We start from the raw sequence: 13515 nt of genomic DNA, 5'->3' as shown, positions 1-13515 counted from the left end.
TGCTAAGGGGAGCACGGGTTGGACGTCTTTATAAAAAATAACTTACTGGAGGAACGATTATGTCAACAATGCAAGCAGTATTTTTTCCAGGAGACAAACAAGTAGAAATTCGCGAGATTGAAATCCCAACACCAGGACAAGGAGAAGTACTCATTCAATTGAAGGCATCTGCGATTTGCCGAAGTGATATGAGCTTGTATTATGGAACATCTGTATTTGAAGGAACAAAATGCGGATGCACGGTTCCAGGTCATGAACCTGCAGGTGTTATTACTGAAATTGGTGAAGGGGTAAGCAATTTCAAGGCGGGTGATCGTGTAGCGGTTTACTTAGCGTTGGGCTGTGGCGAATGTGAATACTGTAAATCAGGCTACAAAATGTTCTGTAAAGAATTTAAATGCATCGGCTTTGACTCTCATGGCGGTGACGCTGAGTACATGGTAGTTCCGGCAGAAAACTGTATGAGACTGCCTGATAGCATGAGTTTCGTAACAGCAGCGGTTTCAACAGACGCAGTGGGGACCCTTTATCATGCGCAAAAGAGATTAGGCATTTCTGGAAGAGACTATCTTGTTATTTTTGGAATGGGACCAATGGGTGGTGCTGGTGTGATGATCGCCAAAGGACTAGGTGCAACCGTGATCGCGGTTGACATGCTTGATGAGCGATTGGAGCTTGCGAAGGAATTAGGTGCAGATTACACCATAAATGGTAAAACAATGAATGTTCAAGAAGAAATTTCCCGCATTACCAAGGGATTGGGAGCCACTGCTGCGATTGATTGCTCCGGAAGTCCTTATGCTGAAAATGATGCATTAGATTGCGTGAGAGCTCATGGTCGTGTAGCGTTTATCGGCGAAAGCAAAGAAACAACCATTAAGCCAAGTCAGCAGTTGATCCGTAAACAAATTACCGTAATGGGTTCTTGGTACTTCCCAATTCAAGAATTCGACGAAATCGCTGAGTTCATTGTAAGAAAAAATCTGCCTGTTGAAAAATTAGTCACACATCAATTTAAATTGGATGAAGCTGCAACTGCCTTCCAAATGTTTGATGAAAGAAAAACTGAGAAAGCAGTGTTTGTTTGGGAATAAGAAAGTGATAGTACGCTATTAGTGGTTGTAATTGTCGAATCACTTGCCATAACAAAACCTTTTTTTATAAAAGAGCAAAAAGGAGCTGTAAACGATGAAAGGAATTTCATTTAATACATGGGTTTATAGTAGTTTTCCAAACTGGCTTTCTTCTTACCCGTTAGAGGAAGTTATCAATCGTCTTTCTTCTTTTGGTTACGATGCGATTGAAATTGGCTGTGCCGCTCCACATGCGTGGCCGGACTATTTATCACCTGAAAGACGACAAGAAATTAAAAAATTGCTCAAGGAAAAGAACTTAAAGGTTTCATCCATGCTCCCAGCACCAGGCGGGGGCCCGGGAATGAACCCAAGCTCTCCATTAAAGGAAGAAAGAGAATTTACGATTAAACATTATAAGGAAGTCGTTCGCTTAGCACATGAATGGGAATGCCCAACAGTCATGTGGATTGCAGGCTGGGTGGTTTTTGGAACTTCACAGCAAGAAGCATGGAACTACAGCTTAGAAGGCCTAATTGAAGTAGCAAACTATGCAAAGGATCTTGGCGTGACACTCGTGGTGGAACCAACTCCTGCAGACAGCAACTTAATTGAAACTGCGGACGACGCTCTTCTATTAGCCGAGCAATCTGGTATGGACAATGTAAAAGTTATGTTCGATACCTTCCATGCCTTATATCGAAATGAAGTATCAAGCGATTATGTATACCGCATGCAGGATAAGCTCCACCATGTTCATATCGCTGATAGCGACCGCCTGCCTCCAGGTCAAGGCCGTTGTGACTACGATGCTGTGTTAAGAGCATTGAAGGATATCAACTATGATGGGTATCTATCAATGGAAGTCGGATTCCATGCAAGACAATCTGAGCCGGATTGGTATGCTAAACAATCGATTGCTTACTTGAAAGAAAAGTTAAAAGAAATTGGTTGGGAATACAAATAATCTTGAACAAAATCCGGGCGATAACAGGTACCTGTAGTCGCCCGCCCATTCTTCTTTAAAGGGGGCAATCGCCGTGCAAAAAACCTCCATTCTACTAGAAACTCCTCGATTAATATCTGCATCAGAAATCAATCCAAAAAATCCTCTTGGTTTTAAGAAAAATGCTGACTCTGACTATACTGAGATTATCTTTATAGAACAAGGACGAGGTGATTTTTTATTTGAAGAAAACCATTTTGTGGGAAAAACAGGAGACCTTATCATATTAAACCCATTAAGTGATCTCGAAGTGAAATCTTGTATGGACGAACCTCTTAATGGGATTTCCATCTGTTTTTCCAATCTCCATATCAATGGGAAGCAGAAAGGTTTTTTGATAGAATCCACTGATCTTCCTATTATTAATTTGCAGGAAGAAAAGAGGGAGATTCATAGTTATTTAAAGGTAATATTAAGTGAATATTATATAAAGCATGCGGGTTACCAAGATATCATTTCCTCAATATTACAAACGGTAGTGATTAAAGTTACTCGTCTATTGAAAAATGTCAATCATCATCCTTCCCTTTCGTCTGTGTGCCTTGAAGTAAAAAAATATATTGAAGAAAATTTTCGGCAAGAGCTGACCTTAAACGATTTAGCCAACCTCGTTTATGTAAGCCCCTACCATTTAGGACACGTTTTTAAAGAAGAAGTGGGCCTGCCGCCCATACAATACATGATTCAGTGCCGTATTGAAGAGGCAAAAAGGCTGCTGGAGCATTCCGATCTTTCTGTGAGAGAAATAGCTTCGTTAATAGGCTATGAAAATGCTAATTATTTTAATTTGCTTTTTAAAAAAATGACAGGGAGCCCGCCGGGAAAATTCAGAAGAATGAAAGTATAATGCTCTAATCTTTCAAAAAATAGGGGAAGATTAGAGCATTTTTTTGGTTAGCAAGAATGTGTATTTAATTTCGCAATTTTATTGATTTTACCTTTACCATATACCATGTAGTATAAGGAGTGAAAATACTACTTTGTAAATGTAATGGATTACATTATTTCTAATAGAAAACAAAAAAAGTTTTTTAAAACCTAAAATTGTAATCGATTACAAACCGGGAACTATTTTCGATGAGACAAGAAGCTACATAGAGAAAAATGGAGGGGAAATGATGAAACTAGGCTATCAAACGAATACGTGGGGAGGCGTGGTTGGTCACCCGGCTGGAGTTACTTCTGTAAAGGATCTCTACTACCTTGCAAACGGCTCAACAGAGGATGCACTCAAAGAAATTGCTGAAGCTGGCTATAAAGGGTTTGAAATTTTTGATGGAAATCTGATGCAATATCGAGATAATAAAGAAGAATTTATGAAACTCACCTCAGATCACTCTTTATCCTTCATAGGTGTTTATACCGGCGGAAACTTTATATTTCCTGATATTTTAGAGGAAGAATTAGCAAAAATTGAAGAGGTAGCAGCTTTAGCTTATGAATTAGGAGCAAAGCATCTTGTTGTAGGCGGCGGTGCAGTCCGGACTTACGGCATCAAAGAAAGCGATTACAAAAATTTAGGAAATGCCCTTAATAGAGTAGTAGAAATTGCAGAAAAATACCACCTTATTCCTAGCTACCATCCGCATTTGGGGACGAATGTACAGTCACCTGAACAGCTGGATAAATTAATGCCTTTAACAACTATCAACCTATGTCCTGACACAGCTCATATTGAAGCAGGTGGGGGAGACCCGGTTGAAGTGATTAAAAAATATGTCGACCGTATCAAATATGTTCACTTTAAAGACTATGAAAATGGTGAGTTTTTGCCACTAGGGCAAGGCCATCAAAAGTTTGCTGAAATGCTAAAAATACTAGAGGAAGCAAAGTATGACGGCTGGATTACAGTGGAATTGGACAGCTGGGCGAATCCAAAAGAGGGTGCTAAAATCAGCCGGCAATTTCTTGCCCGGTATGAAGCATTAAAGACAAAATAAGTTTTTCAATAGATAGGGGGGCCAATATGAAAAAGGTTTTATCGATTATTACTATGATTCTATTTATCACTAGTATTGCACTAGCCGGCTGCGGCCAGAGAAGCACAAGTACTGAAAAAAGTGATGGGCCAGAGAAGCCCAAAACGGAAGAAACAGTGGCAAGTTCCGGTCCAATCACCATTAATCAGGAGATCCCTGACCAAGAAATTTTAAGTAAAGGTCCTAGCGGGGAAGCGGCTGTTTCAGCTAAAACACTACAGCTGACTGAAGAAGAAGTGCAAAAGATCAAAGAAGGAAACTACAAAGCTGCTCTTGTTATGCACTATGCAGGAAACGACTGGGCGACTGCTCAAATCGATGGTTTAAAAGCCACCTTTGAGAAAATGGGAATTGAAGTAGTAGCCGTTACCGATGCCCAATTTAAGGCTGAAAAACAAGTATCTGATATTGAAACGGTTTTAGCGAAAAAACCTGATATTATCGTAGGGATTCCAGTTGACCCAGTTTCGACTGCTTCTGCTTTTAAGAAAGCCGCAGATGCAGGAGTAAAAGTCGTGTTTATGGATAATAAACCAAATGGTCTGGAAGCAGGCAAGGATTATGTGAGTGTAGTTTCTGCCGATAACTATGGAAATGGCGTTCAGGCAGCGGAAATCATGGCTGAAAATCTTGGTGGAAAAGGAAAAATCGGTGTAATTTATCATGATGCCGATTACTTCGTAACCAAGCAGCGTACAGAAGCATTTGAAAAAACAATCAAAGAAAAATATCCAAATATCAAAATCGTTGAACGTGGCGGCATCATCGGCCCTAACGATGGCGAGAAAGTAGCTTCTGGAATGTTGACGAAGAATCGTGACCTTGATGGCATGTTTGTCGTATGGGATGTTCCGGCAGAAGGAGCTTTAGCAGCCGTACGTACGGCTGGCAAGGAAGATTTCGTGATTACAACCATTGATTTAGGGACAAACGTAGCCTTGGATATTGCGTCTGACGGAATCATTAAAGGGCTTGGTGCTCAGCTGCCGTATGACCAGGGGATTTCAGAAGCCATTTTAGCCGGTTATGGTTTACTGGGTAAAGAAGCACCTGCATATGTAGCCGTACCAGCATTACAAGTAACGAATAAAAACGTATTAGACGCATGGAAACTGGTTTACCATCAGGATGCACCAGAATCTATTCAAAGTGTTGCAAAATAATGAAACATTCATAATAGGGAGGACACAAGAATGAAAAAATTAAACGTAGGCATGATCGGTGGAGGATTTATGGGAAAGGCGCATTCTCTTGCCTATGCAGGAATGCCAATGTTTTTCTGGCCAGCACCAGCGCTTCCTCATCGCCATACAGTGGTAGATGTGAACGAACAATTGGCTAAAGATGCTGCAGCAAGATTAGGGTTTGAACATTATTCAACCGATTGGAGAGAAGTTGTTAACAATCCGGAAATCGATGTTATCGATATTGTCACTCCGAATAATACTCATGCGGAAATTGCAATTGCCGCAGCAAAAGCTGGCAAGCATATTATCTGTGAAAAACCATTAGCATTAGGTGCTGAACAAGCGAAAGAAATGCTGGAAGCAGTTAAAGCAGCAGGTGTTAAGCACGCGGTGGCCTTTAACTATAGAAGAACACCAGCCGTTGCTCTAGCGAAAAAATATATTGAAGAAGGAAGAATTGGAAAAGTTCTAAGCTTCCGCGGAACCTATTTACAAGACTGGTCGGCTGATCCAAATTCTCCATTATCATGGCGCTTCCAAAAGAAAATTGCCGGGTCAGGCGCTCTTGGAGATATCGGTACACACGTGGTTGATTTTGCTCGTTACCTTGTGGGTGAAATTACCGATGTGAATGCGATGACAAAAACATGGATTCCAGAAAGACCTATCCAATCTGGCGGTCTTGACAAGTTAGGTACAGTTAAAGCTGGTGGAGCTGATGTTCCGAAAGCGGCTGTCGACGTTGATGATGAAATGATTACCATGGTTAAGTTTGATAATGGTGCGATTGGTACAATTGAGGCAACACGTAATGCATGGGGGCGTAACAACTTCCTTACTTTTGAAATTCATGGTGAAAAAGGTTCTTTATACTTTAACTATGAGCGCCGCGACGAGCTTCAAGTTTGCTTCGCGGATGATCCAAGTGATGCGAAAGGCTTCAGAACGGTTTATACTGGACCTGCAACTCCATACGGTGAAGGTTTATGGCCAATCCCTGCTCTAGGAATTGGTTACGGAGAAACAAAGATCATTGAAACCTATGATTTATTTAAAGCAATCGCTGAAGATACTGAATTCTCACCAAACTTCCAAGATGGTTATCAGATCGAATTGATCGCAGATGCTATTCTTGAATCAGCTGAAAAGGCTCAATGGGTAAATCTTGAAAAAACAGCAGCGGAAGTAAAATAAATAGAGGCTTCTCAATTGAACTATACCCCGAATATCGGACACTATTATAAAGGTGCCCCTTATTCGGGTTTATTTTATGTTTTAAAAAAAATCAAGCCTTATAATTAATTCATACGTTAAAATGGGGGATAATCGTGGTCAAGATAGTGAGAAGTATAACTACTATGATTCCTACAGTGGTATTCTCAATGTTTTTATCATATTCTTCGCTACCACTAATTGAATTCTGCTTTATCTGGAGACCTTTAGATTAGAATGTTTCCTTCTTCGAAGAGACTTATTAAATTTCGAAATTGTCAATTAAAACTTATTAAGAACAATGCACTAGAAAAAATATACATCATATATATAGGAGATATCCCGTTTGAATGCTGAGGAGGATAGTATGAAACCTATGTTACCTAGTGAAAAATATTTCGGAAATTTAGAACTAGTTTATGCATTTTATGGGGCTATGCCTACAGGTGTTACTGTTTCAGAAACTGGTCGTATTTTCATTTGTTTTCCGAAATGGGGAGACGATGTTAAATTTACGGTGGCGGAAATTGTTGAGGGGAACTTGCAGCCTTACCCTAATTTACAAACTAATTTGGTTAACACTGAGAATATCAAAAAGACTTTCATCAGTGTTCAAAGTGTAGTTACTGATGGAAGGGGAACGCTTTGGGTATTAGATACAGCTGCACCCAATTTTTCGGAACCTATTAAAGGTGGGGCAAAGTTAGTCGCTGTTGATTTAGAAACCAATACAATAAGAACAGTTTATACCTTTACAGATGATGTTGTCCTGCCTACAACTTATCTTAATGATGTGCGTTTTGATTTTCGTGTTGGAAAAGCAGGTTATGCCTATATAACGGATTCTTCTTCAAGAGGACCAGGAGCTATTATCGTCGTAGATTTAGAAAAAGGAAACGCGTTTAGACGGTTAAATGGGGCAAATTCAACTTCACCCGACCCCTATTTTTTACCAAAGATAGAAGGGCAAATTTTAATGAATCGAAACAAAGATGGTTCAACTTCTCCTTTTAGATTGGCTTCTGATAGTCTTGCGATTTCTCCCGATGGAAAGATATTATATTTTGCACCACTAACTAGTCGTCATTTGTTCTCGATCTCAACAGAAACCCTAAGAGATAGAACTATACCGGAAGTGGATTTACCTTATCATGTGGAGTATTGGGGAGAAAAAGGTGCGTCTGATGGAATGATCACCGATGCAAAGGGTAATGTTTATGCTGGAGACTATGAAAACAACAGTATCCGTAAAATATTGCCAAATGGCATAATGGAAACTATCGCACATGATCCGAGAATTTTGTGGCCGGATACTTTTTCAATTGGTTCGGATCAATATTTGTATGTCATTGTGAACCAATTACATCGGCAGCCTAGATTTCATTATGGAAAAGACCTACGTCAGAAACCTTATAGTTTACTTCGTATGAAAATTGGTGAATTTCCTGCTCCGACCTTTTCATAATTAATTGTTTTCAGTATATATAGTCTAAAACAAACATGAGTAAGCAAGAAGTAAATGATTTGATTCATGTTCATTCACCTGTCGGAAGTAATGCTTTACGCTAAAGACACTTTTCAGATTTAGAATTTCAAGCTCAGGCCATCATGGATATATGATCGTTTTGCAAAGATCTTGGCTCTTTAATTTTCCCACATCTATGAAATAATAAATAGTTTCTCTTTCAGTTCTTGGTTTTTCATTAATATCACCAAGATAAGTTACTTTCATAAAAAAGATAATTTCATAAAGCTAAAGATAGGACCCACAATAGAACACGTAAGTTTACTAAAGTGTTTCTATTGGGCATACTTAGGTGAATTTTTTAATTTAAATATTCCGAGAAATAATAAAAACCCTTGCTATGCAAGGGTTTTCGTGTATGGAGCATAGGGGGCTCGAACCCCTGACCTCTACGCTGCCAGCGTAGCGCTCTCCCAGCTGAGCTAATGCCCCGAATATCTGAAACGATATAAAAATATTATACTACATCATTGCATTTTTACAATACCTGAAAATGCATTTTTTTGCCTGAGCTAAACAGTTCTTAATGAAAAGAATCCAATTATATTAGATCTTCACAAGGGAGTTATGAACAACTCAGAACCTTATTAGCTTCACTTCCGAATTTTTCATAAGGTAGTTCTGAGTCATATTAGAGGTCTAGTATGCCGATTCAGGAAAATTTACCCTTTCATTTCCTATTGTTTCATGTATAATGAATGTGAATTGAATAGCAATAACTAGGGGAGTCCAATAGTTTGGGCTGAGAGAGAGACACGTTTAAGTTTCTTGACCCTTTGGACCTGATCTGGATCATACCAGCGTGGGGAAGTTAACGACAATCTATTAATTTAGATTATACTTCTACATATTAAGCCGGGTCCGTCTATATACGGACCCGGCTTTTATATTGTGTTTTTCTTACTTCAATCCCCCGTTTTTTTTTCTAGATCTCGTCCTTTTATTACATTAGATAAAAGGAGAGATTTACCATGGCATCAACTTCATTAAATCAAACAAGCATGTCCATTATGTCAAGTTTTTCAGGAAGTAAAAAGGTGTATGTAGAAGGCTCACGACCTGATATTCAAGTGCCAATGCGAGAAATTGCCCTTAGCCCCACATCTGGAACTTTTGGTGAAGAAGAAAATCTACCTGTTCGGGTATATGATTCAAGTGGACCATATACCGATAATCAATTTTCAGTCGATATAACCAAAGGTTTACCTAATCTAAGACATAACTGGATACGAGAAAGAGAAGATGTAGAAGAATATGAAGGAAGAGAAATTAAGCCAGAAGACAATGGATTTAAGGATGATCATGACCCGAGAGCGAATCACAAAGTGTTTCCGGGGCTCAATAGAAAACCATTACGAGCAAAAAAAGGTCAGAATGTAACTCAACTTCACTATGCTAAAAAGGGAATTATTACTCCTGAAATGGAGTTTATCGCCATTAGAGAAAATATGGAACCAGAGTTTGTTCGTGAGGAAGTGGCAAAAGGAAGAGCCATCATTCCGTCGAATATCAATCATCCAGAGATGGAGCCTATGATCATCGGACGTAATTTTCACGTGAAGATAAATGCGAATATCGGAAACTCCGCTGTTTCCTCTTCGATTGAAGAAGAAGTGGAAAAAATGACATGGGCTACCCGCTGGGGGGCAGATACGATTATGGATTTATCAACAGGAAAAAATATTCATACAACCAGAGAATGGATTATCCGTAATTCAGCTGTTCCAGTAGGTACCGTCCCTATTTATCAAGCACTAGAAAAAGTAAATGGTATAGCGGAGGATTTAACTTGGGAAGTTTATCGTGACACATTGATTGAGCAAGCGGAGCAAGGGGTTGATTATTTTACCATCCATGCAGGGGTTCTTTTAAGATACGTTCCTTTAACGGCAAAACGATTAACTGGTATTGTTTCAAGAGGTGGCTCTATATTGGCCCAGTGGTGTTTGTATCATCACAAGGAAAATTTCCTTTATACGCATTTTGAGGAAATCTGTGAAATTATGAAGGCGTATGATGTAGCGTTTTCCCTTGGTGATGGTTTACGTCCGGGTTCTATTGCAGATGCAAATGATGAGGCGCAGTTTGCGGAACTTGAGACATTAGGAGAACTAACCCAGATTGCATGGAAGCATGATGTGCAGGTAATGGTGGAGGGTCCAGGGCATGTACCAATGCATCTGATAAAAGAGAATATGGATAAACAATTAGAGGTTTGTAAGGAAGCTCCTTTTTATACATTAGGACCATTAACGACTGATATTGCTCCTGGGTATGACCATATCACATCAGCCATTGGAGCTGCGATGATCGGTTGGTATGGTACGGCCATGCTGTGTTATGTAACTCCAAAGGAACATTTAGGCTTACCTAATAGAGATGATGTTAGGGAAGGGGTAATCACCTATAAGATTGCCGCTCATGCAGCTGATTTAGCTAAAGGTCATCCAGGGGCACAAAAGAGAGATGATGCTCTATCAAAAGCAAGATTTGAATTCCGCTGGAGGGATCAGTTTAATCTGTCTTTAGATCCAGAACGAGCGTTGGAATATCATGACGAAACTCTACCTGCAGAAGGAGCAAAAACAGCCCATTTTTGTTCCATGTGTGGTCCGAAGTTTTGCAGCATGAGGATTTCACATGATATTCGCAATTACGCGAAAGAAAACCAACTTGATACAAATGAAGCAATGGTGAAGGGGATGAAAGAAAAAGCTGACGAGTTTAAACAATCAGGTGGAAGTATCTATCAATAATATATGCAAATAGATATAGAAGGAAGTCGTCATAATTGACTTCCTTCTATTATTTTCTCTATTAAATTAAATTGTATGGAAAAACGTTTTTTGTGTGTTATATTTCATATAATATATTGACGTGAATGAATGGAGCTCGGATGGAATACGTATAGATGATATACGCATCGTTTCCTTTTCTTTTACCAAAAATATATCTACATAATTTAAGGGGGATAATATATGAAAGAACTATTTATAGAATTTACTCGTTACGATGTTCTTTTTAAATTATCTTTTGCGGCTGTTGCTGGGATTGTCATCGGATTGGAACGAGAACTAAAAGGAAAGCCATTAGGATTGAAAACTTGTCTCATTATTTCTGTCATGGCTTGCTTGTTAACAACGGTGTCATATGAATCGGCCTTTTTATATGCTAAAGAGTATTCAAGACCCATGGATCCAGGTAGAATTCCCTCGTATATCATTAGTGGTATCGGGTTTTTAGGTGCAGGGGTAATAATGAGGAGAGGTAATGAAGCAATCTCAGGGCTCACTACCGCGTCATTAGTTCTTGCGTCTGCTGGAATTGGAATTACAATAGGTGCTGGCTTTTACATAGAGGCTCTCGCTGGCATATCTTTTTTAATTTTCGGTATTAAAGTCATTCCATTCTTATTTGATAAAATGGGGCCAAGAAAGTTAAAAGAGAAAGAAATTAAGGTGAAATTATTTTTAGAAAAATCAACCAACTTAACAGAAATGATTAAGGAAATAAAAGGTAGAAAATTAGGAGTAAAACACTTAAAGGTCAAAGAAGAGACAGATGATATTTTGATTAGTTGTTTAGTCACAACCTATAAAGGTATTTACACAACCGATATTTACTACGAGTTGAAATCAATTAATGGTGTAAACCAAGTTGAAGTCGAAAGCGTTGAGTAGATAGTGTGTAGTACTTGGAGGAAATAAGAAGGGGAAACCGAATGAATCGTACAATAGTCAATCCGTATTTTGCATTAATTGTTGGTGTGATTGCTGTATCGGCTTCAGCCATTTTTGTAAAGTTTTCTGAGGCCCCTTCGGGGGTACTTGCTTTTTACCGACTACTTTTCTCTGTTTTGTTTATGCTGCCGGTCTTTTTAATGAAGTATGTAAAGGAATTGGCGCTTATTTCGAGAAGGGATTGGTTATATGCTACTCTTGCGGGAGTGTTTTTAGCCTTTCACTTTATATTATGGTTTGAATCTTTAAACTACACATCTGTGGCAAGTTCTACAGTACTTGTTACTCTTCAGCCATTGTTTGCATTTGTCGGTACTTTTTTATTTTTTAAGGAACGCTTTACATTAAAAGCCATACTATGTGCGGTAGCAGCGATTGTAGGGAGTGTCATCATTAGCTGGGGAGATTTTCAAGTGAGTGGAACGGCATTATTTGGGGATATTCTTGCATTACTGGCATGTGCACTTGTTACTGCGTATTTAATGTTTGGACAATCAGTAAGAAAGAGAATTTCTCTGGTTACCTATACGTTTGTTGTATATAGTATAAGCTCGATTGTTTTATTGCTTTATGTACTTTTTGCCGGAGAATCTCTATATCCTTATCCGAAAAATGAGTGGTGGATCTTTATTCTATTAGCACTTATCCCTACCTTATTAGGTCATACCTTATTCAATTGGGCAATCAAGTGGATTAGTACTTCCATTATCTCGATGGCTATCTTATTCGAACCGGTGGGAGCAACAATTCTTGCTTATTATCTTTTATCAGAAAAAGTTTTAGTTACTCAGTTGTTAGGGGGAAGTATTGTAATAGTGAGTATTTCCTTGTTTTTAATAAATGAGAGAAGTGGAAAACAAAAGAAAGCAAAAAAAGATGCTTTAAAAGAAATCGTATAAAGATAGAAGGAGAACCTTTGAAGGTTCTCCTTTTTTAGAGTGTGTAGGTGAATCCAGAAAAGATAAAAGCTGAAACAAGTGTAAAGATAAATGTACCACCATATACTTTACCTTCGCTATTTGCAATTCGAATTCCCTCCCAGTAAGCATAGTAAAATAAGAAGATGGCCATAAATAGTGAAAGGTATAAGGAGAATGATTCTAATAGCATGTGTTACTCCTTTCTATTATTTTATATAGTATTTATATGCTAGCAAACCAAATCTATTACACCTCTTAAGGGATTCTATTTTTAAAAGGAAAAACTTTTTTAAAATTATATTGAAATTGCATTTTATTCGTGATATATTATTTCTTGTCGTCACGAGGAAGCAACGATTTGAAAAAACAAAAAGTAAAAAAGTTGTTGACTTTAAAATGGACGATATGATATATTAAGGAAGTCGCTTTTGAGCGATAACCTAACAAATTGTTCTTTGAAAACTAAACAAATCATACGTCAACAAAAAAATGATTAGTGTTGAAATACACACTAGCCAACGTTTTAACTTTAAGAGCTAATCTTACTCTTTATTGGAGAGTTTGATCCTGGCTCAGGACGAACGCTGGCGGCGTGCCTAATACATGCAAGTCGAGCGGATCTTTGGGAGCTTGCTCCCAAAGATTAGCGGCGGACGGGTGAGTAACACGTGGGCAACCTGCCTATGAGATCGGGATAACTCCGGGAAACCGGGGCTAATACCGGATAATTCTTTTCTACACATGTAGAAAAGCTGAAAGATGGTTTCGGCTATCACTCATAGATGGGCCCGCGGCGCATTAGCTAGTTGGTGAGGTAACGGCTCACCAAGGCGACGATGCGTAGCCGACCTGAGAGGGTGATCGGCCACACTG

General features: G+C 38.8%; 11 protein-coding genes, 1 tRNA gene, 1 rRNA gene and 1 riboswitch. Of the genes, 11 read left to right on the top strand and 2 right to left on the bottom strand.

The genetic code is table 11. The features are described from left to right. Positions 1-59 precede the first annotated feature (59 nt). The 7 genes from M3175_RS06590 to M3175_RS06560 all read left to right on the top strand — a co-directional run bounded on the left by M3175_RS06590 (position 60) and on the right by M3175_RS06560 (position 7922). Positions 60-1094, top strand: coding sequence for a zinc-dependent alcohol dehydrogenase family protein (locus M3175_RS06590; RefSeq protein WP_251516335.1), 1035 nt, complete (start codon positions 60-62; stop codon positions 1092-1094). Between the two features lie 94 nt (positions 1095-1188). Continuing rightward, a complete protein-coding gene (locus M3175_RS06585; protein WP_251516333.1) occupies positions 1189-2040 on the top strand; it encodes a sugar phosphate isomerase/epimerase family protein in 852 nt (283 codons plus the stop codon). Positions 2041-2113: 73 nt separating this feature from the next. Continuing rightward, a complete protein-coding gene (locus tag M3175_RS06580; RefSeq protein ID WP_251516331.1) occupies positions 2114-2926 on the top strand; it encodes a helix-turn-helix domain-containing protein in 813 nt (270 codons plus the stop codon). Positions 2927-3197: 271 nt separating this feature from the next. Beyond that, positions 3198-4019 carry a sugar phosphate isomerase/epimerase family protein gene (locus M3175_RS06575; protein ID WP_251516328.1) on the top strand — a complete coding sequence of 274 codons (822 nt, stop codon included), beginning with the start codon at positions 3198-3200 and terminating at the stop codon, positions 4017-4019. A 26-nt stretch (positions 4020-4045) separates the two neighbouring features. After that, entirely contained in the window at positions 4046-5221 is a 1176-nt protein-coding gene (locus M3175_RS06570; RefSeq protein ID WP_251516326.1) for a substrate-binding domain-containing protein, read from the top strand. Positions 5222-5251: 30 nt separating this feature from the next. Beyond that, positions 5252-6439, top strand: coding sequence for a levoglucosan dehydrogenase (locus M3175_RS06565; protein WP_251516325.1), 1188 nt, complete (start codon positions 5252-5254; stop codon positions 6437-6439). Positions 6440-6824: 385 nt separating this feature from the next. After that, positions 6825-7922 carry an L-dopachrome tautomerase-related protein gene (locus tag M3175_RS06560; RefSeq protein ID WP_251516322.1) on the top strand — a complete coding sequence of 366 codons (1098 nt, stop codon included), beginning with the start codon at positions 6825-6827 and terminating at the stop codon, positions 7920-7922. Positions 7923-8341: 419 nt separating this feature from the next. On the opposite strand, the gene M3175_RS06555 is transcribed toward M3175_RS06560, so the two are convergent. Beyond that, positions 8342-8414 (bottom strand) — tRNA-Ala (locus M3175_RS06555). Between the two features lie 279 nt (positions 8415-8693). Beyond that, a riboswitch (TPP riboswitch) is annotated at positions 8694-8808 on the top strand. A 145-nt stretch (positions 8809-8953) separates the two neighbouring features. Here M3175_RS06555 and thiC point away from each other — a divergent pair. The 3 genes from thiC to M3175_RS06540 all read left to right on the top strand — a co-directional run bounded on the left by thiC (position 8954) and on the right by M3175_RS06540 (position 12621). Further along, on the top strand, positions 8954-10738 hold the full coding sequence (thiC, locus tag M3175_RS06550) for a phosphomethylpyrimidine synthase ThiC (RefSeq protein ID WP_251516319.1): 1785 nt from the start codon (positions 8954-8956) through the stop codon (positions 10736-10738). A gap of 222 nt (positions 10739-10960) precedes the next feature. Next, positions 10961-11662: an MgtC/SapB family protein gene (locus M3175_RS06545; RefSeq protein ID WP_251516315.1), complete on the top strand. Its 702-nt coding sequence runs from the start codon at positions 10961-10963 to the stop codon at positions 11660-11662. A gap of 41 nt (positions 11663-11703) precedes the next feature. Further along, positions 11704-12621 carry a DMT family transporter gene (locus M3175_RS06540; RefSeq protein WP_251516312.1) on the top strand — a complete coding sequence of 306 codons (918 nt, stop codon included), beginning with the start codon at positions 11704-11706 and terminating at the stop codon, positions 12619-12621. Positions 12622-12655: 34 nt separating this feature from the next. On the opposite strand, the gene M3175_RS06535 is transcribed toward M3175_RS06540, so the two are convergent. Next, entirely contained in the window at positions 12656-12832 is a 177-nt protein-coding gene (locus tag M3175_RS06535) for a hypothetical protein (RefSeq protein ID WP_251516309.1), read from the bottom strand. Positions 12833-13191: 359 nt separating this feature from the next. Between M3175_RS06535 and M3175_RS06530 the strand changes: the two genes are divergently transcribed. After that, positions 13192-13515, top strand: a 16S ribosomal RNA gene (locus M3175_RS06530); the annotation flags it as partial.

The sequence above is a fragment of the Robertmurraya korlensis genome (assembly GCF_023715225.1).
In the GTDB taxonomy this organism is placed as follows: domain Bacteria; phylum Bacillota; class Bacilli; order Bacillales; family Cytobacillaceae; genus Robertmurraya_A.
The sequence above is the reverse complement of the archived record's forward strand: the minus strand, read 5'-3'. Positions and strand labels throughout refer to the sequence as shown.